This window comes from Marinomonas sp. HM11-D (assembly GCF_057626615.1).
The window spans coordinates 291224-312903 of the sequence record NZ_JBMMKT010000004.1 but is presented as its reverse complement, the minus strand read 5'-3'; the positions used below and the strand labels follow the sequence as shown (position 1 = coordinate 312903).

Annotated in this window: 19 protein-coding genes; 10 read left to right on the top strand and 9 right to left on the bottom strand. The window is 46.7% G+C overall.

The window, feature by feature from the left end:
* Positions 1-235 precede the first annotated feature (235 nt).
* From ACOSVP_RS08240 to ACOSVP_RS08220, 5 genes are all read left to right on the top strand, one after another.
* Complete coding sequence (locus tag ACOSVP_RS08240; RefSeq protein WP_487347019.1) at positions 236-583, top strand: protocatechuate 4,5-dioxygenase subunit alpha; 348 nt, start codon at positions 236-238, stop codon at positions 581-583.
* Complete coding sequence (locus ACOSVP_RS08235) at positions 583-1437, top strand: class III extradiol dioxygenase family protein (RefSeq protein ID WP_487347018.1); 855 nt, start codon at positions 583-585, stop codon at positions 1435-1437. Before ACOSVP_RS08240 ends, ACOSVP_RS08235 begins: the two co-directional genes overlap by 1 nt.
* A gap of 176 nt (positions 1438-1613) precedes the next feature.
* A complete protein-coding gene (locus ACOSVP_RS08230) occupies positions 1614-2468 on the top strand; it encodes a shikimate dehydrogenase family protein (RefSeq protein ID WP_487347017.1) in 855 nt (284 codons plus the stop codon).
* 203 nt (positions 2469-2671) lie between these two features.
* Positions 2672-4537: a bifunctional sugar phosphate isomerase/epimerase/4-hydroxyphenylpyruvate dioxygenase family protein gene (locus ACOSVP_RS08225; RefSeq protein ID WP_487347016.1), complete on the top strand. Its 1866-nt coding sequence runs from the start codon at positions 2672-2674 to the stop codon at positions 4535-4537.
* A gap of 242 nt (positions 4538-4779) precedes the next feature.
* Entirely contained in the window at positions 4780-5283 is a 504-nt protein-coding gene (locus ACOSVP_RS08220; protein WP_487347015.1) for a porin family protein, read from the top strand.
* 99 nt (positions 5284-5382) lie between these two features.
* Here the strand turns inward: ACOSVP_RS08220 and ACOSVP_RS08215 are convergent, their stop codons facing one another.
* The 3 genes from ACOSVP_RS08215 to ACOSVP_RS08205 all read right to left on the bottom strand — a co-directional run bounded on the left by ACOSVP_RS08215 (position 5383) and on the right by ACOSVP_RS08205 (position 8756).
* A complete protein-coding gene (locus tag ACOSVP_RS08215; protein ID WP_487347014.1) occupies positions 5383-6366 on the bottom strand; it encodes an aldo/keto reductase in 984 nt (327 codons plus the stop codon).
* Positions 6367-6444: 78 nt separating this feature from the next.
* Positions 6445-7392, bottom strand: a complete 948-nt coding sequence (locus ACOSVP_RS08210; RefSeq protein ID WP_487347013.1) for a Gfo/Idh/MocA family oxidoreductase — start codon at positions 7390-7392, stop codon at positions 6445-6447.
* Positions 7393-7541: 149 nt separating this feature from the next.
* The gene (locus ACOSVP_RS08205; RefSeq protein WP_487347012.1) at positions 7542-8756 is read right to left on the bottom strand and encodes a LysR family transcriptional regulator; all 1215 of its coding nucleotides are present in this window, start codon (positions 8754-8756) and stop codon (positions 7542-7544) included.
* A gap of 284 nt (positions 8757-9040) precedes the next feature.
* Here ACOSVP_RS08205 and ACOSVP_RS08200 point away from each other — a divergent pair, with 284 nt between their 5' ends.
* Both ACOSVP_RS08200 and ACOSVP_RS08195 read left to right on the top strand, forming a co-directional pair.
* Positions 9041-11836, top strand: a complete 2796-nt coding sequence (locus ACOSVP_RS08200; protein WP_487347011.1) for a diguanylate cyclase — start codon at positions 9041-9043, stop codon at positions 11834-11836.
* A 105-nt stretch (positions 11837-11941) separates the two neighbouring features.
* The gene (locus ACOSVP_RS08195) at positions 11942-12253 is read left to right on the top strand and encodes a high-potential iron-sulfur protein (protein WP_487347010.1); all 312 of its coding nucleotides are present in this window, start codon (positions 11942-11944) and stop codon (positions 12251-12253) included.
* Between the two features lie 88 nt (positions 12254-12341).
* On the opposite strand, the gene ACOSVP_RS08190 is transcribed toward ACOSVP_RS08195, so the two are convergent.
* The 6 genes from ACOSVP_RS08190 to ACOSVP_RS08165 all read right to left on the bottom strand — a co-directional run bounded on the left by ACOSVP_RS08190 (position 12342) and on the right by ACOSVP_RS08165 (position 18239).
* On the bottom strand, positions 12342-13148 hold the full coding sequence (locus ACOSVP_RS08190; protein WP_487347009.1) for a M48 family metallopeptidase: 807 nt from the start codon (positions 13146-13148) through the stop codon (positions 12342-12344).
* A gap of 20 nt (positions 13149-13168) precedes the next feature.
* Positions 13169-13528: a DUF2750 domain-containing protein gene (locus ACOSVP_RS08185; protein WP_487347008.1), complete on the bottom strand. Its 360-nt coding sequence runs from the start codon at positions 13526-13528 to the stop codon at positions 13169-13171.
* A 118-nt stretch (positions 13529-13646) separates the two neighbouring features.
* The gene (locus tag ACOSVP_RS08180) at positions 13647-14717 is read right to left on the bottom strand and encodes a BMP family ABC transporter substrate-binding protein (protein ID WP_487347007.1); all 1071 of its coding nucleotides are present in this window, start codon (positions 14715-14717) and stop codon (positions 13647-13649) included.
* Positions 14718-14772: 55 nt separating this feature from the next.
* A complete protein-coding gene (locus ACOSVP_RS08175; RefSeq protein WP_487347006.1) occupies positions 14773-15705 on the bottom strand; it encodes an ABC transporter permease in 933 nt (310 codons plus the stop codon).
* Positions 15706-15714: 9 nt separating this feature from the next.
* The gene (locus tag ACOSVP_RS08170; protein WP_487347005.1) at positions 15715-16782 is read right to left on the bottom strand and encodes an ABC transporter permease; all 1068 of its coding nucleotides are present in this window, start codon (positions 16780-16782) and stop codon (positions 15715-15717) included.
* Complete coding sequence (locus ACOSVP_RS08165; RefSeq protein WP_487347004.1) at positions 16779-18239, bottom strand: ABC transporter ATP-binding protein; 1461 nt, start codon at positions 18237-18239, stop codon at positions 16779-16781. The genes ACOSVP_RS08170 and ACOSVP_RS08165 overlap by 4 nt, the downstream gene beginning before the upstream one ends.
* 545 nt (positions 18240-18784) lie before the next feature.
* Between ACOSVP_RS08165 and ACOSVP_RS08160 the strand changes: the two genes are divergently transcribed.
* From ACOSVP_RS08160 to rlmM, 3 genes are read left to right on the top strand one after another with little or no spacing between them, the layout of a single operon-like run.
* A complete protein-coding gene (locus ACOSVP_RS08160; protein ID WP_487347003.1) occupies positions 18785-19879 on the top strand; it encodes a GGDEF domain-containing protein in 1095 nt (364 codons plus the stop codon).
* Between the two features lie 9 nt (positions 19880-19888).
* A complete protein-coding gene (locus ACOSVP_RS08155) occupies positions 19889-20572 on the top strand; it encodes a pseudouridine synthase (protein WP_487347002.1) in 684 nt (227 codons plus the stop codon).
* A gap of 14 nt (positions 20573-20586) precedes the next feature.
* Positions 20587-21639, top strand: a complete 1053-nt coding sequence (rlmM, locus tag ACOSVP_RS08150) for a 23S rRNA (cytidine(2498)-2'-O)-methyltransferase RlmM (protein ID WP_487347001.1) — start codon at positions 20587-20589, stop codon at positions 21637-21639.
* Positions 21640-21680 lie beyond the last annotated feature (41 nt).

Below are 21680 nucleotides of genomic sequence, written 5' to 3'. Positions count from 1 at the left end.
TAAGGGGAAGGTTAGGATGGGGTTATTGAAAAAGCCATAACGTTTGTTATGGCTTTTTTTGTTTTTATGTCTTTCGTTTAATATAACTTTTACGCCTTTTTCTCGTTCTAATTAATCAATTTAAAGCCTGTTCGATACTAGATGTATATCAATTAATGGAACAAATAAGCCACTTATACTGTGTTGCAGGTGCGTTGTTAAACCATCCTATAAAAATAACACGGTGAGGTGTGAAATGAGCCAAACGGTAAATATCCCTGGGACAATTATGCTCGATGGGCCTATGGCAACAAAAGGATACCCATTAAATAAAATGTGTTACTCCTTCAATAATGCTGCGGCCCGTAATGAATTCAAGGAAGATGAAGAAGCCTATTACGAAAAGTTCAAACTAACAGAAGATCAACGAGATGCGATGCGTAAGCGTAATGTGATTGCCATGCTAGAAGCGGGTGGGAGCATCTATTATCTGGCGAAGTTTGCGGGTTTGTTAGGGTTAAGTGTACAGGATGTTGGTGGCTTGCAGACTGGCATGACAACAGAAGAATTCAAAGCATTTTTGGTGCAGCAGGGAGAAGTATAATGGCGAAATTACTAGGTGGCATCGCCACATCACACATCCCTGCAATCGGTGTTGCTATGGACCAAGGTCTTGAAGACACGCCTTACTGGAAAGAGTTTTTTGAAGCTTACCCACCAGTGCGAGACTGGCTATACACACAAGAGCCAGATATTGCGATCATTTTCTACAATGACCATGGTTTAGAATTCTTCCACGACCGTAAGCCTACCTTTGCGATTGGGGCGGCAGCTCAATATGAAAATGCTGATGAAGGTTGGGGCATCGCTGAAATTCCTCCGGTTACCGGTGAAACTGAGTTGTCGTGGCATATTGTCAATCATCTGATTGAACACGACTTTGATATCACCGTATGTCAGGAAATGAAAGTGGACCATGGTTTAACGGTGCCGCTGACTTTGATGTGGCCGGGATACAAATACGGTCATGTAAAGGTAATCCCTGTGGCGATCAACTGTGAGCGTCATCCTATGCCAAAACCAAGCCGCAGCTACGCGTTTGGTAAAGCCATTGGCGATGCCGTGCGTAGCTTTGCTGGCGATCAAAAGGTGGTGGTGATGGGGACGGGTGGTTTATCACATCAGTTAGACGGCCAGCGTGCAGGCTTTATTAATAAGCCATTTGACCTGTACTGCATGGAAAAAATCGTTGATGAGCCTGAATTGCTGACACGCTACTCTAACTATGACTTAGTGGAAGAAGCGGGCGCACAAGGGGTGGAATTGAATATGTGGTTGGCCATGCGTGGTGCTCTAGAAGGGGAAGGTAAGCTGAAAGAACTGCACCGCAGTTACCACTTGCCGATCTCTAATACTGGTGCGGGTTTACAGCTATTGGCAACCAATAACGCACGCTAATCTATCTATAATTTTTCTGACATAAAATCAGTCAAACTTATCATAAACATGAAGGCGTACTTGGTGTACGCTTTCATCACTTCTTATATTATTCACGACTCGTTTTAGCGCCTGTTTATGCGCAGCGGCTGCGTGATTCAATATATGCGCTCGACTCAGTATCTAAGGATCTTCTCATGCAAAATATTGGTTTAATCGGTCAAAGCATTTCTGCTTCTCGTGCTCCATCTCTTCACAATATGCTAGGTGAACTAAAAGGCCTACCGGTGAAATACGAACTGCAGGAATTGGACAGCCCTGAAGCGGCGGCTTTTAAAGAGCGTTTAGCCCTAATTCGTGAGCAAGGTTTTATCGGTACTAACGTTACCTTCCCATTTAAACAAATCGCAGTAGACAGCGCTGACGAAGTGAACGACTCAGTGAAAAAAGTCGGTTCAACCAATACCTTGCTACTAAAAGATGGCAAAGTCTGCGCATTCAACACCGACTACACGGGCTTTATCCGTGGCTACCGTACCCGTCTAGGTGATTTGCCAGCGGGTAAAGTGCTGATGATTGGCGCCGGCGGTGTGGGTCGTGCCGTGGCGTTTGGCTTGTTTGAAGTGGGTGCGACAGAGCTTTTCATTACCGACTTAAACGTCGCGGGTGCTGAAGCCCTAGCTAAAGCGTTGAACGACGCTGGCTACAAAACTACGGTCGTGGCAACTGAGGATGTTGCGTCCGTGGCAAAAGACGTCGATGGTCTAGTGAACTGTACCCCTGTAGGTCACTACAAAACGCCAGGTAACCCATTAGCAGAGTCTGCCTTTGGTGGTCAGCAATGGGCGTTCGATGCGGTTTACACACCACTTGATACTGAATTCCTAAAAGCTGCCAATGCGGCGGGTCTAAAGATTGTCTCCGGTTTTGATCTATTCTTTTACCAAGGGTTAGATGCGTTTGAAATCTTTACCGGTGTTGAGGTGGGTGATGTGACACCAGTATGGGATCAGTTCCGTGAGAAGTACGATGTGGTCAGTGATTTGATTTAATCGATCATTTTGAACCTAGAAACGCAGCCTCGGCTGCGTTTTTTTGTTTTTATGTATTCCTTTTTAGACTGTATATTCATTTGATATTTCATTCGATGCCTATCCCTCAGATACGTTACTATTCTTGCTATAAGGCTTAGTTAGAACGAAAACTTTTCGACTACTCTTATATATTAAAAATGATATATGTTAAGGGGGATTTAATGAAAACTGCATTAGCTACCGTATCTATCTCGGGTACATTGCGCGAGAAGATGGAAGCAGCCTCAAAGGCGGGTTTTCAGGGGATTGAGATCTTTGAAAATGACTTGACCCAGTACAGCGGGTCGCCATCAGAAGTGGGCAAGATGGCGAAAGATCTAGGTTTGGAGATCATCGCACTGCAACCGTTCCGTGACATGGAAGGCAACCCTCGCGACATTCAAAAGAAACGCATCGAGATGTTGAAGCGCAAGATGCAGGTAGCGCATGAGTTGGGCACTAACCGACTATTGATGTGCTGTAATGTTCAGCCTTATGCCTCTGCGGATCGCGATTTGTGTGCCGCAGACCTGCGTCATCTTGCAGAGATCGCCGCCAGCGAACAGCTGATCCTGGGTTATGAAGCACTGGCTTGGGGTAAGCACATTGCTGACTACGAAGATGCTTGGGATTTGGTCAAACGTGCCGACCACCCGAATTTGGGTATTAACCTAGATACGTTCCACATGTTCTCCCGTGGCAACACATTAGACTGTCTACGTGATGAGATCACAGTTGATAAGATTGCCTTGGTACAGGTCGCCGATGCGCCAGTCATGCCACGTACTGACTACCTAACTTATAGCCGTCACTCACGCTGTTTCCCAGGTCAGGGTGACATGCCAGTGGTAGAATTCGTGCAGATCCTGAAAGACAAAGGCTTTGACGATTACCTATCCCACGAGATCTTTAATGACGAATTCCGTTCCTCCGATCCTGTGGCGAAAGCCATCGATGGCATGCGTTCATTGATCTGGTTGGATGATCAAACCACGCCGAAACACGATATTGCCGTGGATAACATTGAAGAAGCTGCTTCGATCAAAGAAGTGGAATTCATCGAATTTGCAGTGGAAGGTGACACAGGCGATGAGTTGGTGAAAACCTTGGCTCAGCTTGGTTTTGCTGAGACTCATAAACACCGTTCTAAGAACGTTACCCTGATGCGTCAAGGTGAAATCAACCTGATCTTGAACAAAGAGCCTAAGAGCCAAGCGCACGAATACTTCCAGAAACACGGTGTCTCTGTCTGTGCGCTAGGGTTTGCAACGGATAGCGTGAAGCATACATTGGCTGTTGCGGAACACTACAAGGCTGAACGCTTTGAAAATCAAGCTGGCCCTGGTGAACTAAACATCCCAGCGATCCGCGGTGTCGGTGATAGCTTGGTGTACTTTGTGAATCGTGATGCGGGCTATCGTTTCTTTGATGTGGACTTTAAGCGCATCGATGGTGTACAAGGCGAGCAGGGCGTAGGCCTAAAACGTATTGACCACATTGGTCAAACGGTAGCAAACGTTGATTTCCTATCGACTGGTTTCTTCTACAAGTCGCTCTTTGGCTTTGATATTCAGCCAAGCCAAGACTTGCCGGATATCCATGGTCTAGTGGTCAGCCGTACCGCGACCAACAAAGATAAGAGCATTCGTATTCCAATCAATATGACCAATGCGCGTTCGGCTTCGGCGGAACGTTTCTTGACTCGAACTCGCGGTTCTGGCGTACAGCAAATCGCCTTTGCCTGTGATGATATCTTCACGGCAGCGAAGAATATGGATCAAGAAAAAGTCCTAGCGATTCCAAATAACTACTACCGTGATATCGAAGCGCGATTTGATTTACCGGAAGCGTTAATTGCCAAGCTAAAAGCTCATAACATCCTGTTTGATCGCAATGATCAGGGTGAATTCTTCCACTTCTACACTGAGCAAATGCATGGTGTCTTCTTCGAAGTGGTACAGCGTGTAGGTGATTACGACAACTATGGTGAAGCCAATGCCTTTGTTCGACTGGCTGCACAGGCTCAGGCAGAGCAAGAAAAAGCTTAAGTTTGAGTGACGGGATTTTAGAAGGGGCTGCCTTATTAAGGTGGCCCTTTTCTTTTTGTATGGACGAATTTCAGATAAATTCTAGTTGTTTAATGAATGGTCACGGCATTTGTGTTGGTTGATTTATAAACTAGTATTAATGTGACGTTAACAGGGAAGTTTGGGTAAACACCTACTAGATCCCTTAGTTTCTAGGTATGTGTCTCTTCAAATTCCCATAATTTCTTTTGTGGGTGCACGTGATGAAAAAAACACTTTTCGTAGCTTCAGTTTTAATGTCTTCAGCCGCTTTCGCAGGCGGTTATGCTGGTGTCTCTGCCGGTATGAGTGATGCCGATGAAAGTTACTTGGATAATGGCACTTCTTTCTCGGTTACGGGAGGATATGAGTTAAATGATAACTTTGCTCTAGAGGCAACTTATGCCGATTTGGGTGATATGGATGACAATTTGGGAGCTGGCCTGACCCTTAGTATTGATGGTTTTGTGCTTTCTGCAGTAGGCAAGGTGCCACTTTCAAATAGCATTAACTTATTTGGCAAAGTGGGTATGTTTATTTGGGATGCGACGGCGGACCAAGATGGTTTTGGTGCGGTGATGAATGATGATGGTGTGGATGCGACCTTTGCCTTAGGTGCTTCGGTTGATTTCACGCCTAACTTTGGTCTATATGCGCAATTTCAACAATTTGATATTGATGATGGTGAAGTGAAAAACTATTCGCTGGGTGCTCAATATATGTTTTAACGCATGATGTTATGAGTAATAAAAAGGAGGACTTGTGGTCCTCCTTTTCAATTTAGCTCAACTGGATAGCGTTAAGCCTAAAATACTTCCAACAGAGCTTTAAAACTCTTCGGTATCGATCTCTTTCTGCTGAGCGTCGTTGTAACGTGTGCCACTGACATTGTTCTGATTGATCATGTCGTTTAGGTCGCTTAGCTGGCTTTCAGACAGTTTCACATCGGTTGCACCTAAGTTGTCGCTCATATGGTTCACAAAACGTGTACCAGGAATGGCTACCACATGGTCGCCTTGGTGCAATACCCAAGCAAGAGCGAGCTGAGCAGGTGTGCAGCCAATCTCTTTGGCCATCTCAAGGAAGTTGTTAAGCAGCGCAAGGTTGGTTGGGTAATGCTCATCATTGAAGCGTGGCATGTTAAGGCGAATGTCGCCCTGTACTAGTTCACCAGCACTTTTCACGGCTCCAGTTAGGTAGCCACGTGCTAATGGGCTGAAGGCAACAAAGGTGACACCAAGCTCTTTAGTCGCTTCTAGAGTTGCGATCTCTGGGTTACGAGTCCATAGGGAGTATTCAGACTGTAGCGCAGCAATCGGCGCTTCAGCGTGCGCTTTACGCAGTGTTTCTGCAGACACTTCAGATAAACCGATCGAGCCGATCTTACCTTCTTTGACCAAGTCATTAAGTGCGCCGACACTTTCTTCAATGGCAACATTCGGGTCTTTACGGTGCAGGTAGTACAGATCAATGTGTTCAACGCCAAGACGCTTCAGGCTGTTCTCACATTGTTGACGGATGTTTTCTGGACGTCCGTTGATTTCTTTTTTGCCATCCACAATTGCCATGCCACATTTGCTGGCGAGGAAGAATTCTTTGCGTAGGTGTTTAAGGGACTTGCCAACTAAAAGTTCGTTTTTGCCGCCGCCGTATAAGGTTGCGGTATCGAAATGGCGGTAGCCCATATCAAAGGCTTCGTGAAGGGCTTTAACAGCTGCGTCTTCCGCTACAGGTGAGCCGTAAGCGTGAGATAGGTTCATGCAGCCTAGGCCAATGCTAGGTGTCAGTAAATTTGGGTGTTTAGTAGACATTTTCCTTGCCTCATTTATGGTCTGTATAAATGAAAAAAGCAGGGTGTTTAGCCCTGCTTTTGGATCACTTGTAAGTGCTTAGTCTTCTAGGCACAGTTCAAGTTTGTGTAGTGTTTCCATGGCATCGATGGCTTGCGTCACACAAGAGTTTGGTGCGCGGCCTTCTTCGATTGCAGCGATGAATTCGCGGTCTTGCAGCTCGATACCATTGTTAGACACGGCAACGCCAGTAAGATCGATCTTGTTGTCGTTACCATCGTATAGATCGTCGTAACGAGCAAGGTAAGTACCGTTATCACAGATGTAACGGAAGAAAGTGCCGAATGGACCGTCGTTGTTGAACGATAGAGACAAAGTACAGATCGCACCACTTGGCACTTTCATGCCAATGCTCATGTCCATTGCGATGCCAAGTTCTTCATGGATTGGGCCTTGAAGTGCTTGTACTTTGGTTGCCACTTCGCCTGTTTGGTATTGGAACAGGTCAACGGTGTGACAAGCATGGTGCCATAGTAGGTGGTCAGTCCAAGAACGAGCTTGGCCTAGGGCGTTTTTGTTAGAGCGACGGAAGAAGTACGTTTGTACGTCCATTTGTTGAACTTTCAGTTCACCTGCTTCGATCTTGTTGTGGATCCACTGGTGAGAAGGGTTGAAGCGGCGAGTGTGACCCGCCATAGCCACTAGGCCAGTACGTTTTTGTACTTCAACCACTTTGCGTGCGTCTTCGATGTTGTCTGCCATTGGGATTTCAGACATAACGTGTTTGCCTGCTTCCAAACATTGAATCGTTTGTGCCGCGTGCATTTGTGTAGGTGTTGCCAAAATAACGGCATCAACATCATCACGTGCTAGCGCTTCAGCTAGGTCAGTCGTGTAGTGTGGTACGCCACGCTCTTCGGCAAACGCTTTGATCGCGTCAATTTTCGTGCCGACTACAGACACCACTTCAGAGCCTTCGATGGCTGCAATGGCGTCCATATGTTTCATGCCGAATGCGCCAGATGCACCTGCAATACAAATTCTCATTAGATATCTCCTAACCGTTGTCTTGTTATTCTAGTGAGTGTTTAGACTCGTAACTGTATCCGTCCAATCTAACATCGACTGTATCAATGATGTAATTCGTTAACCAATAATGCTATTTAAAAAAAGCATAGGATATGGTTTTTAGCTCTCTATCTAAACTGATCACAGATTTCTCTTAGGACGCTTAGAAAGTGAGACTGAGTAATGGTTGGAAGCCAGTTTTTGCGTACACAAAGACCAATAGGGCGACGTGTATGCTCCAGTGGATAGGATAAGATTTTGAGTAAGCCTATCTCGACTTCACGTTCCATCTGGTGCTTTGAAATCAATGTTAAGCGATCGCTGCCCAACAGCAATTCACGGATCAGGATCTGTGAGCTGGACTCGACAATACGACTTGGCAGTTCACAATCCGCCTGATCAAAGATTTCTTTGAAGGCGGTGCGTGTGGGGGTGCCTTCCGCAGGGACGACCCACGCAAACTTAGCCAGATCCTGTGCCGACACCGTTTCCAGTGATAACAAAGGGTGATCTGCACGACAAATAATCGACAGTGGTGGATTCCAAAGTTCTTCTTGAATCACATCATCTGCCGGCGCCGGGTAACGTAACGCCCCCAAAACAATATCAATGTCACCGTGACGTAAGTGATGCAGTAAGTCAGGGTAAGGTCCTTCGATGACTTTTACGTTAACGTCTGGATGTTGATCGCCAAAGCGTAAGATCGACTTGGGTAAAATGGTGGTACGCGCTAATGGCATACTGCCAAGTGAAATAGTCGACACGTCTTTGAACTGCAGGGCATGGATCTCGTAAATGCCTTGGCGCAATTCATTGAAAGCAAGTTTCGCGGCTTTGGTCAGGGTCTTGGCTGCGTCGGTGGCGTTAATACCAGTGTTGGTTTTATCAAAAAGCGCGATGCCCAGTAGCTTTTCTAGATCTCTGGCAGCACGGTGTACCGAGGACTGCGACACCCCTAAGTTACGACTAGCGATACTGAAATTTTGTACATCGCACACCGCCACGAGAGCCTTTAGTTGTGTGGTGCTGATTTGCGCTAAGACATTAGCGGAAAGTGTGTCTTTTAAAGAGGGTTCTTTGAGTAACTCGGCGGTGGAGTCTCTTAGGTAATTCAGCGAACGTGTCACTCGCTTTTGCCACAAGATCCCAGACTCTGTCGGATACATGCCATCCGAATGGCGTTCAAATAGGTGGGTTTCCAGCTGCTTCTCTAATTTTGCAATGGCTTGTGTGATCGCAGGCTGAGATAAGTAGATTCTCTCAGAGGCGCGGGTGATGCTTTTCAGTTCGCATACCGCAAGAAACACACGTAAATGCCGTAAATTAGGAATTTGAATGTCCACAGCTGGCTCCAATGAAGTAATTTAGTTGACTATATCAAAAATGAATATAGTTTAAAAAGGCTACTTTTGGCTAATTAGATTGCCCCTGTACGGCAAAGTGCATTTAGCGAAGGTTAAAAATCTACTTTTTTCCTTTTATTTACGCTATTTTGGCATGAGTAGCTGTTGTGAGATCGAGCATGCGAGTCAGTCAAGTCAAACATACATTCCAGTGGGTGCTGTGCATTTACAGTCTTTTATTCGGTAGTTCTGCATTCGCTAGCTCTGGGTTTAATGACTATTTTATGGAGGTCTGGACCTCCCACGATGGCTTGCCGCATAACAGTGTTAATGCCATTGCTCAAACCAGTGATGGCTATCTGTGGTTCGCTACTTGGGAAGGGGTGGCGCGCTACAACGGCTTATCTTTTGAACTCTTTAGTCGTGATGCCAAGACGGGGATCGCGGATGCGGGGATTCGCACCTTAGTCGCTGATAGAAATAATCGACTGTGGGTAGGCGGTGCCCGTGGCGGTTTGACCCTGCATCAGGATTACAGCTGGTATCCTCAAGCGCAAACCAAGAGCCTAGTCAATCATGCCTTAATCGATCATGACTCGAATCTTTGGTTGGCAGTCGAAGGTGAAGGAGTTTTTTATCGATCTTATTTAGGCAACAACGAATATGGGCCTGAGCGTCAAATTCTGGATGTTGGGGCGTATCGATTAGTGCAGTCGGATCAAGGCTCTATTTATGCTGCTACCAAGACAGGTGTGTATCGCCTTAGTCAAACCGGCTCCGAAAAAATTACTATTCCGAACCTACCTGAGAATACTCGAATCTATTATGTGGCGATGGATCATCGTGACCACTTATTGATTGCATCCGCGCAAGGTGCGTGGCGTTACGATGGTACAAAATTCCATAGCATCACCGAAGAGCTTAATCATTCCACAGTTACTTTAATCGAAGAAGATGATGAAGGGACACTCTGGCTCGGCACGCTGGATAAAGGCTTGGCTCGCGTTGGTTATCGCCGTGTGGACTATATTGATGCGGATTCAGGTTTGCCGAACAACCGTGTTTTATCTTGGTTTCAAGACGTAGAAGGCAGTATCTGGATTGGCACGAATGGTGGCTTGCTCCGTCTTCGTACGGCGCCATTTAATTCCGTAGGCAAGTCAGAAGGTTTGCTGGGTGCCTTTACCCGTACCGTGTTGCAGGTGCCTGGCGAACGCTTTTTGGTCGGCACCAGCGAGGGGCTAAGCTTAGTAGAAGATGGACAAGCTTTTCCTGCTTCGCAAAGTAACATTGCTCATCAGTCCATATTGAGTCTGGCGAACATGCAATCTGGTAACGTGCTGGTTGGCACCCAGAGCTCTGGAGTGTTCGAGTGGCGCATGGGGGAAATGATTGCCCGATACAATAAAGAAAAGGGCCTACCATCCAACGAAGTTAGAGCTCTGTTAGAAGACTCTAAAGGACGCATTTGGATTGGTACTGTTGATGGTCTTGTGCTGATTGAGCCTGATGGCACCATGAAGCATATTAATCAGCAGAACTCGAATTTACCGGATGACTACATCATGGCGTTGATGGAGGATCATCGTGGTCGTATTTGGATCGGGACGGCCCAGGGGGGCGCCTTCTATGACCGTCGTGATCAAGTTCAGTCAGTGGACATCTCTGCTTACGAAGGAGCTCAATATGTGTTCGGTTTTTATATCGAGCCTGGATTCATATGGATGGCGACAGATCGAGGCCTACTTCGTTATGACTCCATGGAAAACAAACTTAGTGGGGTGGGCAAGCCTGCGGGGCTGCCCATCGATAAGTTCTTCCAAGTTATCTACGATCACATGGGCAGTTTTTGGCTAAGCAGTAACCGTGGAATTTGGAAAATAGGTTATGTGGATGCCCATCAAGTGGCATCTGGTGAACGCAAGACGATCAACTTTGAGCATTTTGGCGAAGAGGATGGCATGGGCAGTAGTCAGGCCAATGGCGGCTCAAGCCCTGCAGCAGTCAGTTCTCGTGGTGGCAGCTTGGTATTTGCAACGGCCAATGGTGTGTCTTTTATACGTCCAACCGCTCTTAAACAGCTGTATCAATACCGATTGCCAGTTGTCATCGAGGCGGTGGATGTCGATGGACAGTCTATTAATCCAAAATTGGACAAGAAACTGGGCTCAGGGGTAAACCGGATTCGCATTAACTTTGCTGGCCTGAGTTATATCATGCCACAGCGTTTGCAGTACCAAACTAAGCTTGTTGGTTTTGAAAATGAGTGGCTCTACCACGGCAGTCAAACGGTCGCTGAGTATACCAACTTACCTCCAGGTCATTATGAGTTTTTGGTCAGTGCGCGATACCCATACGGCGATTGGAACGTGGCAAAAGTGTCGTTTCAGTTTGAAATAGAGCCCTTGCTATGGCAGCGCAAAGATATGCAAATTATGGGTTTGTTGGCGCTGATTTTTTCCATTGGCAGTTTGATGTTTTGGCGAGTGCAGTCTTTAAAACATCGTCAGCGAGAAATGGCGGAACAAATTCGTATTCAAACACAAGCGATACGCGAGCAAGCTGAGCAGTATGAGCGTTTAGCGAAAGAAGATGCTTTAACCGGACTGTTTAACCGTCGTGCGTTCGACGAGCGAGTGCGCCGCGATTTTATTATGTCTTTTCAATCTTTAAGGCAACTTAACTTGGCGATTATTGATATCGACCATTTCAAACAGGTAAACGACCGCTTCTCGCATCTAGTAGGTGATGAGGTGATCCAATTAGTGGCGAACTATTTGAAGCAAGCGGTTACTGCACCAAACATCGTGGCCCGCTGGGGTGGGGAAGAGTTTACCTTGTTGATTCATGGTGATCAGACCCAAGCCGAAGAGTTCTGTGCGCAATTACTAAGAGGGGTATCTGAATTAGAGTGCGAGGCGCTAGAAAACCAATTCCAGCTGACCGTGAGTATTGGTTTATCCAATGCGTTAGGCTGCCCTGATTATCAAACCTTGTTAAAACGGGCCGACCATGCCCTTTATGAGGCGAAAGATACAGGGCGAAACCGAGTGGTTTGCTACCATGAGTTTCGCCGTTGATGCGGAACTTATGATGTGTGTCATGTTCTGAGAATGATTCCACCCTTAGTCTGTAAGCCATTCATTCGGCAAACAATATAACGTTAGGAATTGCAGGAGAGAGCTATGATTGATAACGGTCGTCGTAAATTTGTTAAAAAAGGATTGTTTGGTTTAGCCGTTTTGCCATTTGGTATGGGCGTGCTAACGACAAAAGCATTTGCTGCATTGCCAATGTTGGATCCAAATGCGCCCAATGCAAAAGCTTTATCTTATACACCTGATGTATCAGCTGGCGTATCTCACGCGGCTTATAAAGCAGGTAGCGACTGCGCGAACTGTAACTTCTACAATGCCGAAACAGGCGCATGTCCGCTATTCGCTGGTAATGCAGTAGAAGCAAACGGTTGGTGTCAGGCTTGGGTTAAAAAGCCTTAATGAGCACATAACAGATACTAAAAAGCTCTTAAGCTGTGGAAGGCTTAAGAGCTTTTTTATTGTCTATATCAGTCTAGTCGCTTGATGATTAATAGCAGCGTGCAGCCTTGTTAGCGGCTTTAAGTGAACTATAGACCTGCTTAGGTCCAGCCATCGCGGCATTCAGATCATTCATACGTGTCTGATGGGACGGGTGGGTCGATAGGAATTCAGGGGTGGTACTGGATCCCTTCTTAGACATGTTCTGCCAAAGCTTAATGCTTTCTTCCGGATTGAAGCCAGCTTTCGCCATTAAATCAAGACCAATGACATCTGCTTCAGACTCATGGGTGCGGCTAAACGGCAGGATAATGCCTAGCTGAGCACCAATACCTAGACCTTGGAAAATAGCCGCCTTAGTCACAGAGTCTTCACCGTAAAGCTGAGAGCCTATTGCTAACGCCTGACTGGTTGCTAGCTGTGTAGAGACACGTTCATTACCATGACGAGCCAGTACGTGGCCGACTTCATGGCCGACAACCGCAGCCAATTGATCTTGGTTGGTTGCGACTTCCAATAGGCCTGTATAAACGCCTATTTTATAGCCCGGCAGAGCGAAGGCATTCACTTGTTCATCATTAAACAGAACCACTTCCCAGTTCTGTTTACGGTATTCATCTGGTAGCACCGCAATAATGCGATCCGCAACACATTGCACCTGTTGCGTGGCTTGCGTACTGCTTGATGCCGGAGTGCTTGACTTCATCTCAGTAAAAGAGGCCACCCCCATTTCATTAAGCTGGCTATCTGGTAGCAAGACAAGTTGCTTACGGCCAGTAGGAGAGGTGCTACAAGCACTTAGTAAAGCTGCACTCAGCAAACCAAGAGCAATATTGCGTTGTAATTTAGATGCCATAGGAGCGTATCCTTATGTGTTTATCCTTGGATATCTTGAAGAAGTTCTGAGGCTTGTACGACAATCCCTTCGCCAGCCATATTAGGAGCAACGCCCACACTCACGCCGTCATTTGACATACCTGGCAACCAGATATCCGTGAATGATTCATTGCTCACATCTAATGCACTGAAACCTTCATGTTCAGTTTTGGCCCATTCGTTGGCCATCTCTTCGCTTGGCCAAACAGGCAATACTCGTTCACTACCGATAGTGACGTTTAAACAACCTTCTGTGTCGGCTAACGTGTAGCAAGTGCCGCCATTTTTAATGTGGCCGACAAACAAATCATAGCGTTTTTGACTGGTTTCTCTAAAAAAAGTTGTGTTATCAAATGTCATAATTGTTTCTTCAATAAAGTTTGTTCGATAGTAACACATCAGACTATATCTGATAGCCCAAAAAAATGGGCAGCCTTGACAGGCTACCCATTGCGTAAAGAAAAAGGAAAAGTGTGAGCTAACGTGGAATTTCGTCAGTGATACCTTCGACGTACCAGTTCACTTGCGCCAATTCTTCATCTGTTAGGCTGTGGCCTTCAGCCACCACAAGATTGCCTTTGTTGTCCTTGATCGGACCAGTGAATGGCTTGAACTCACCTGATTTGATGCTCTCGTAAGTAGCATCAATTTTTGCGCGAACATCTGCAGGCAAGTTTTCGTTGATAGACGCAAGGCTTAGCATGTCTTCATGGAAGCCGCCCCAGAAGTCTTTTGGTTGGTAAGTCCCATCCATTACTTCTTGAGTAACTTTAATGTAGTAAGGAGCCCAATCATCACGTACTGAGAAGACGTGTGCAGTCGGTGCAAAGCTGCTTTGGTCTGACGCTTGACCAATGGCACGCATGCCACGTTTTTCAGCAGCGATCAGAGGTGCTGGACTGTCAGTGTGTTGTAGCAATACATCGACGCCCTGATCCATTAGAGCGTTTGCCGCATCCGTTTCTTTACCTGGATCGTACCAAGAGTTCACCCATACGATTTTGATTTTAACGTCAGGGTTAACGCTCTTCGCTGCCATGTAAGCAGAGTTGATGTCACGGATAACTTCCGGGATAGGGAAAGAGCCGATGTAACCAATGGTGTTAGTTTTGGTTAGAAGGCCTGCTGCTACGCCTGAGACATAACGACCTTCGTAGGTACGCAGTACGTAGGTGCCCATGTTTTTAGAGCGTTTGTAGCCGGTTGCGTGTTCGAACGTTACGTTCGGGAAACGCTTGGCAACTTTTAACGTCGGGTTCATAAAACCAAAAGAAGTTGAAAAGATTAGATCGTTACCAGATTTTGCCAGTTGAGTAATGACACGCTCAGCGTCTGCACCTTCTGGTACGTTTTCGACAAATGTTGTTTCAACTTTGTCACCAAAGAATTTTTCCAATTCTTGGCGGCCACGATCATGCTCATAGCTCCAGCCTAAGTCACCCACTGGGCCAACGTAGACAAATCCAACCTTGAATGGGTCATCTGCTGCTTGCGCAGCACCAACACCTGCCAATAGGCCAAGACCTACAAGTAAGCTCTTTAGTTTCATTATTTGCTCCTTTTGTGCCCGAAGGCGTTTTCTATCACTTACAACAAAATGGGGATTAGGCCATCTGACGTGGGTCAAATGGTTTGCCAAGCGAGCGAGGCGCTAGCAGTTTCTCTTTGTATTTGTCAGCACTGATGATGACTACCACAACAATAGTAGCGACATACGGCAACATGGCGAGCAAGTTCGGAGAAATCGACCAGCCCATACCTTGTAGCACTAGATGCATAATGCTGGCTAGACCAAATAGATACGCACCTAGAACAATGTTGCCAATACGCCAAGAGGCGAATACCACCAGGGCTAGGGCAATCCAACCACGGCCTGCGGTCATGTTCTCAACCCACATGGGCGTGTACACCAAAGACATGTAGGCACCGCCAAGGCCAGCCATGGCACCACCGAACATGATGGCTAGGTAACGCACTTTCAATACCTTAATGCCAATGGCATTAGCCGCGTGCGGATTTTCGCCGACGGCTTTAATGGTTAACCCTAAACGAGTTTTATTGGCAACGAAAGAGAGGATGACGGCCAGCGCAATTGCTAAATACACCAATGGATCATGGCTAAACAATACCTTACCGATCACTGGTAGTTCTGATAGCACAGGTATCTCGATAGGTTGGAAGCCAGTAATGGTTTGGCCAACCACACTTGAACCCACAAAGGCGCTTAAGCCGCTACCGAAGATGGTCAATGCTAAACCTGTTGCCACTTGGTTGGCGCCCAAATGTAGCACTAGGAAGCCAAAGATAAGGCTCATGATCATACCAATTAATATGGCGCCTAAAATGCCCATGCCAGCATTGCCGGTAGCGTAAGCGGCCATAAATCCGACCACGGCACCCATTAGCATCATGCCTTCTTGGCCGAGGTTCAGCACCCCTGTTTTCTCACAAATGGCTTCGCCTAGAGCGATAAACAGTAACGGTGTTCCCGTTTTAATCGCTGCGAACAGCACTTGCGTAATTAGATCGATGTCCATGTGTTGCTCCTAAGCTAGATTTTCACGAGAGGGAATAATGCGGTAACGAATAAAGAAGTCACACGCAAGAAGGAAGAATAGTAAGACACCTTGGAACATGCCGACCACGGCAATAGGAATCCCCATCTCAATCTGAGCAAGGTCACCACCCATATATAGAATCGCTAAGAAAATCGACGCGACGATGGCGCCAGCAGGGTGTAGACGTCCTAAATAAGCCACGATGATAGCTGAGTAGCCATAGCTAGGTGACACATTAGGAGTCAATTGGCCGATTGGACCAGCGACTTCCGCTACCCCAGCAAGACCTGCCAAGGCACCGGCAAACAGCATCACAAACCAGCTGATGGCTTTGGCATTAAAACCTGCGTAAGTCGCAGCGGGTTCATCGGCGCCGTAGACGCGGATTTTAAAGCCAAGGTGAGATTTGCTTAGTAGAAACCATGCAAACAGCGCGAGCAATATTGCTAACACAACACCTAAATGTACACGACCGCTGTCAAACAGTACTGGTAATAGTGTCGCGTCTGAGAACATAGCGGACTCAGGGAAACCAAACCCCTCCGGATCACGCAATGGTCCATGTACCGCCCAAATCAACAGATACAAGGCGATGTAGTTCAACATAATCGTGGTTAGGATCAAGTTAGAGTTGAATTTTGTTTTCAGGTAAGTCGGAATTGCTGCCCAAGCCATACCTGACAAAATGCCCCCTAATAGCGTCAATGGCATCGCCATAGCGGATTCCGACTCAACGAACATTAGCGCAACAGCGCTACCGCCTAGCGCACCCGCCAGCAGCTGACCTTCAGCACCGATATTCCACATATTAGCGCGGTAACACAGTGAAAGGCCCACGGCACAGAGCAGCAACGGCCCCATTTTCACCAGCATCTCACTGATATTATAAGCATCCGAAAGCGGCAGTATCAGCAACACATGCAGCGCTTGTAACGGATCTTTACCGAGCGCTGAGAATAAAATAGAGCCAAAAATAAGGGTTAATACAATCGCTAGAAACGGTGACGCAAAGGTCATCAATGTACTCGGTTCGGTACGAGCTTGAACGCGGATCATGCCTGCGCCTCCGAAACGTTGGAATCATTAATAAAAGTACCAGCCATCCACTGACCGATTTGATCAATAGATGTTTGCTCGGTACGAACCACTGGGGAAAGGTAGCCATCACACACAGCCGCCATGCGATCCGCAAGTAGGAACAATTCATCAATATCTTCTGAGATTAAAAGGATGGCTGCGCCTTCATCACGTAACTTTAATAACGCTTGGTGAATCGCTAGCGCCGCGCCCACATCGACCCCCCAAGTAGGGTGGGCACAGATCAGTACCTTAGGGTTCTGGCCAATCTCTCGACCCATGATAAATTTTTGTAAGTTGCCGCCACTCAGGCTTTTAGCTTCCGAAAACTCACCGTGACACTTGACGCTGTACTGTGAAATTAAGCTTTTGGCGTACTCTTTTACGGCCCCCCAGTTCACCAAGCCTGATTTCACAAAACCTTGGCTATGCGTTAGCAATGTGTTTTCCGATAGGCTCATTTCTGGTACGGCGCCACGACCTAAGCGTTCTTCTGGTACATAAGCTAAACCAGACTTGCGGCGCGCACCTGCTGACAATACGCCAAGATCTGCGCCATCTAGCATCAGTACGTTTTTAAGGCTGCGGCTGTCTTCGCCGCTGATGATGGACATCAGTTCTTCTTGACCATTCCCAGCAACCCCCGCAATTCCAAGAATCTCGCCTTTTAACAGCTCAAAATTGATGTGCTTTAACGAGGTGCCAAATGGCGTTTTTGCCGCGAGATGTAAATCTTTGGCGGCGAAAATCACTTCTTTGCCATGCGCTTTTTCATAGCCGGCATCTTGCTCGGCCAAATCACCAACCATCATTTTGGCAATGGTGGCTGGAGTTTCGCGAGCAGGTTCACAGTCGCCGACAAACTTGCCACCACGCAAAATAGTGGCTTTGTGGCAGATTTCAGTGACTTCATGCAGTTTGTGAGAAATAAAGAGAATGCTGCAGCCTTCGCTTGAAAGCTGGCGTAATACGATAAATAACCCTGCTACTTCTTGTGGTGTGAGGACAGAGGTCGGCTCATCAAGGATTAATAGTTTTACCGATTGCACTAGGCAGCGCATGATTTCAACACGCTGACGTTCGCCGATCGACAGAGAATGAACGTAACGATCAGGGTCAACGTTTAAGCCGTAGGTTTGGGATAAATCACGAATACGCTGAGCAAGATTGCCGATCTCGGCTAACTGAGTTTTGCTTAGACACAGTTCGATATTTTGGGCGACGGTTAAGGTTTCAAATAAAGAAAAGTGCTGAAACACCATGCCTATGCCTAACTCTCGGGCGATCGATGGCGACTTAATATCGACCTCGTGACCATCCCACATGATTTGGCCTGCATCGGGTGAGACGACGCCATAAATGGTTTTGACTAATGTGCTTTTGCCTGCGCCGTTTTCACCGAGTAAAGCATGAATTTCCCCTGGCATAAGGGTCATGCAAATTTGGTCGTTGGCAAGACATCCGGGGTACTGTTTAGTGATATTCAGCAATTCTAAGCGCGGGCTAGAATTCTGTTTTTTCAATGTTTCCGACACCGTTAATACTCTATGTGATTGGGTGATTTAATTCTTTTAACAGATGCTGGGCTGTCTGTCAGATTCTATTGTTAGCATCCTTGGCATTTTGGACTGGGCAATGGGCATTTTGTAGCGTTTAAATTTGCCAGTCTGATATGTCGTTATCAATAAGTGTGCCAATGCGTTGAAAATAGGCGAGAGGCATTAATAAGGCGCGAAGAATACGCAATTTTCAGTTGTTTGTCTGCATGGTCAGCTTTTTAAGTGGCGTTTATTTAGCAAGGTTCTAGAATAATCTTGTTTTGTTGGTCAGTATTGCACTATTTTGGTGATAAGTTTGACCATGTGGTCCAGAATTAGGCGTAGGCGCATGACCCAGCCTAGTGTAAAATATTCGCCCATTACGTGGCTTGAAAGAATAGATTTTTTCCAGCCCATCGCTTCCATGTCGTATAGGACATACTTTGTCTTTTTTTAGCGAACTTTTACAAAAACTGGCTTTGATTGGTTTGAGAAACAGCGCGGATGTTGATCACAATCGTAAGCAAGTGGTTAACATCACTTACCTGCTGACCATGCTGGTGGGTATCTCCTCTGCATTGCTGTTTATGGCTCAGGGTTGGCTAATCGAGTCGTTATTGCATTGGGGGAGTGCCGGCGTTGCCTTAATTGGCTTTGTTTTGTCAATCAAAGGGCATTCCCGCAGTGCCAGAATGCTATTTCCCTTTGCTTGTTCGTTGTACGTTACGCTGTGTACCTTCCTGTTCTATGGATCCTACAGCCACTTCCACTGGCTGTTAATTACCTTGGCAGCTTATTCGGTAGCGGGCTTTCGAGTTGAAAGTGGTAAAGAGCAATTCTTGGTGTGTTGGCTGGCGCTCTTGGTGTTTTCTTTTAATCAGTTGTTTGCCCCCATTAGTACTCTGTATTCCTCGAAAGATGCCCAGCTATTCATTTCGTTAGCGACCTTTATCGTGGCTATGATTATGGTGGTACTGATCGCTGGCGTGGTGGTAAATAAGCTGCGTAAATTAAATGAGCATTTGCGCTATCAAGCGGAGGTGGATGAGTTAACTCGAGTCAGTAACCGACGTAAAGTGCTGGCCGAGGCGGTGAACGTGTTTGCTGATGCAGTGATCAGTAATCAACGATGCTGCTTTGCGATTTTGGACCTAGATCACTTTAAGCAGATTAATGATTGCTTTGGTCATGAAGTCGGCGACCGAGTGTTACAGCGCTGTGCCCAAACCATGCAAAATGCCATGCGCAGAGGGGACTGGTTGGGGCGTTATGGTGGTGAAGAATTTGTCATGGTCATGCCGAATACGCGTCTCAATGAAGCCTATGACATTATGGAAAGTCTGCGCATTCAAATAGGGGATATTCGTATCGCTCTTGAAGAGCAAGATGTGCCCATTGCCGTTACCACAAGTATCGGTGTCGCAGAGATTAAAGACGATACGGTACGTTACGAACAGATTCTTGCCCGCGCTGATGCGGCTCTCTATCTAGCCAAGGAAAATGGCCGTAACCGTGTCGAGTTAGATGTATCTGAGTAAGAACCAAACATGAGTACTATAGACATCATTTGTCAGCACCCTGATTTTTGGCTGGTGGTGAAACCAGCGGGTGAGAGTTTTCACTCGGAAGACGGTGTAGGCTTTGCCCAGCGATTACAAAATGCTTACCCTGAGCAGACCTTTTACCCGTTACATCGTCTGGATAAAATGACCTCTGGTTTGTTGATGTTTGCTACCAACAAAGAGGCAGCAGCGCAATTTGGTGATATGTTTGCTGAGCATCGTTTTGAAAAACGTTATTTGGCGGTGTCGCTCGCTAAGCCAAAGAAAAAACAAGGTACGATCGTGGGCAGCATGCAAGCCAGCCGCCGCGGTCAATGGAAGTTGACCAGTCAGGGCGATAATCTGGCTGTCACCCAATTTTTCAGTGCTGCATTGGATGGTAAACGCTATTTTTTCGTGCGGCCATTAACAGGTAAGACGCATCAGATTCGTGTCGCATTAAAAAGTCTTGGCTCACCGATTTTAGGTGATCTGCGTTACTCAGGAGGCGTCGCCGATCGTGGCTATTTGCACGCCTATTCCTTAGCGTTTACATGGCAAGGACAGCCTTTTGCGTTTCAAGTCTGGCCAGATCAGGGTGAGTTTTTCTCTGATGCAGCCAGAGACTTGTACCAAGCAAACTTTTTCGAGCCATCTTTGCCATGGCCTAAATTCACTATTCCAAAATAAATCACCTCACCATTATGAAAAATATTTTAATTTACTGTCGCCCAGGGTTTGAAAAAGATGCGCTGGCTGAGATCTCAGACAAAGCGGCCGAGCATGGGCTTTTCGGTTATGGTGTACCAACTGAGAATTCGGGGTATGTGATCTACCATACGGGCGATGATCATGGGGCGGAATCACTGATTCAGTCTCTGTCTTTTAACCACTTAATTTTTGCTCGTCAAATCATTGCCGTAAATGATGTGATTGATTTTGAAAAGGGTGGACGTGTTCAAGCCTTGTTAGAGGCGGCGCGTGAGTTGCCGTTAGCGGAAGATATCTGGTTTGAAACCGCGGATACCAACGAAGCAAAAGCTTTGGCAGGTTTGATTAAAAAGATTGAGAAGCCTTTGTTAGCCGCTTGGAAAAAAGCTGGGTTAGTTCGTAAAAAAGCGGTCGGTGTACGTCACCATGTGTTTTTTATGGAAGGTGATCAAGCCTATTTGGGTGTCAGTTATGCCGAATGTCGTTCAGAGTTCCCGCTGGGTATTCGTCGTCTACGTTTTCCGGCGAAAGGTCCTAGCCGCTCAACGTTAAAGCTAGAAGAGGCGCTATTGCAATTCGTACCTGAACAGCGTCGTGAGAAAGACTTACACGATGCCATGCATGCGGTGGATTTGGGAGCCTGCCCAGGTGGCTGGACTTATCAGTTTGTGGTGCGCGGCATTCATACTTACGCAGTCGATAATGGCCCTATGCAAAAAGAGTTGATGGCCACTGGCTTGGTGTCACATATGACCGAAGATGGCTTCAAATTCCAGCCGCCAGTGAAAGTAGACTGGATGGTGTGTGACATGGTGGAGCGCCCGATCCTAGTCGCTGAACTGATGGCGAAATGGTTATGTGAAGGCTGGACGCAACGGACTATCTTTAACCTAAAACTGCCGATGAAGAAGCGTTACCAAGAGGTGGTGCAGTGTTTGGAGCTGATTTCGAGCCAGCTGGCGCAGAAAGGGATGCGCTATGAGATGCAATACAAACATCTGTTCCATGATCGTGAAGAAATTACCGTGTGTATCATGGTGAAATAACAAAGGGGCTTTCGCCCCTTTGTTATATGTTTTCAGAACAG

What these genes read in the sequence shown, in the direction of transcription:
- ACOSVP_RS08240 (WP_487347019.1), top strand. Translation starts at nt 236, where the DNA reads ATGAGCCAAACGGTAAATATCCCTGGGACAATTATGCTCGATGGGCCT.
- ACOSVP_RS08235 (WP_487347018.1), top strand. Translation starts at nt 583, where the DNA reads ATGGCGAAATTACTAGGTGGCATCGCCACATCACACATCCCTGCAATC.
- ACOSVP_RS08230 (WP_487347017.1), top strand. Translation starts at nt 1,614, where the DNA reads ATGCAAAATATTGGTTTAATCGGTCAAAGCATTTCTGCTTCTCGTGCT.
- ACOSVP_RS08225 (WP_487347016.1), top strand. Translation starts at nt 2,672, where the DNA reads ATGAAAACTGCATTAGCTACCGTATCTATCTCGGGTACATTGCGCGAG.
- ACOSVP_RS08220 (WP_487347015.1), top strand. Translation starts at nt 4,780, where the DNA reads ATGAAAAAAACACTTTTCGTAGCTTCAGTTTTAATGTCTTCAGCCGCT.
- ACOSVP_RS08215 (WP_487347014.1), bottom strand. Translation starts at nt 6,366, where the DNA reads ATGTCTACTAAACACCCAAATTTACTGACACCTAGCATTGGCCTAGGC.
- ACOSVP_RS08210 (WP_487347013.1), bottom strand. Translation starts at nt 7,392, where the DNA reads ATGAGAATTTGTATTGCAGGTGCATCTGGCGCATTCGGCATGAAACAT.
- ACOSVP_RS08200 (WP_487347011.1), top strand. Translation starts at nt 9,041, where the DNA reads ATGGAGGTCTGGACCTCCCACGATGGCTTGCCGCATAACAGTGTTAAT.
- ACOSVP_RS08195 (WP_487347010.1), top strand. Translation starts at nt 11,942, where the DNA reads ATGATTGATAACGGTCGTCGTAAATTTGTTAAAAAAGGATTGTTTGGT.
- ACOSVP_RS08190 (WP_487347009.1), bottom strand. Translation starts at nt 13,148, where the DNA reads ATGGCATCTAAATTACAACGCAATATTGCTCTTGGTTTGCTGAGTGCA.
- ACOSVP_RS08185 (WP_487347008.1), bottom strand. Translation starts at nt 13,528, where the DNA reads ATGACATTTGATAACACAACTTTTTTTAGAGAAACCAGTCAAAAACGC.
- ACOSVP_RS08180 (WP_487347007.1), bottom strand. Translation starts at nt 14,717, where the DNA reads ATGAAACTAAAGAGCTTACTTGTAGGTCTTGGCCTATTGGCAGGTGTT.
- ACOSVP_RS08175 (WP_487347006.1), bottom strand. Translation starts at nt 15,705, where the DNA reads ATGGACATCGATCTAATTACGCAAGTGCTGTTCGCAGCGATTAAAACG.
- ACOSVP_RS08170 (WP_487347005.1), bottom strand. Translation starts at nt 16,782, where the DNA reads ATGATCCGCGTTCAAGCTCGTACCGAACCGAGTACATTGATGACCTTT.
- ACOSVP_RS08165 (WP_487347004.1), bottom strand. Translation starts at nt 18,239, where the DNA reads ATGACCCTTATGCCAGGGGAAATTCATGCTTTACTCGGTGAAAACGGC.
- ACOSVP_RS08155 (WP_487347002.1), top strand. Translation starts at nt 19,889, where the DNA reads ATGAGTACTATAGACATCATTTGTCAGCACCCTGATTTTTGGCTGGTG.
- rlmM (WP_487347001.1), top strand. Translation starts at nt 20,587, where the DNA reads ATGAAAAATATTTTAATTTACTGTCGCCCAGGGTTTGAAAAAGATGCG.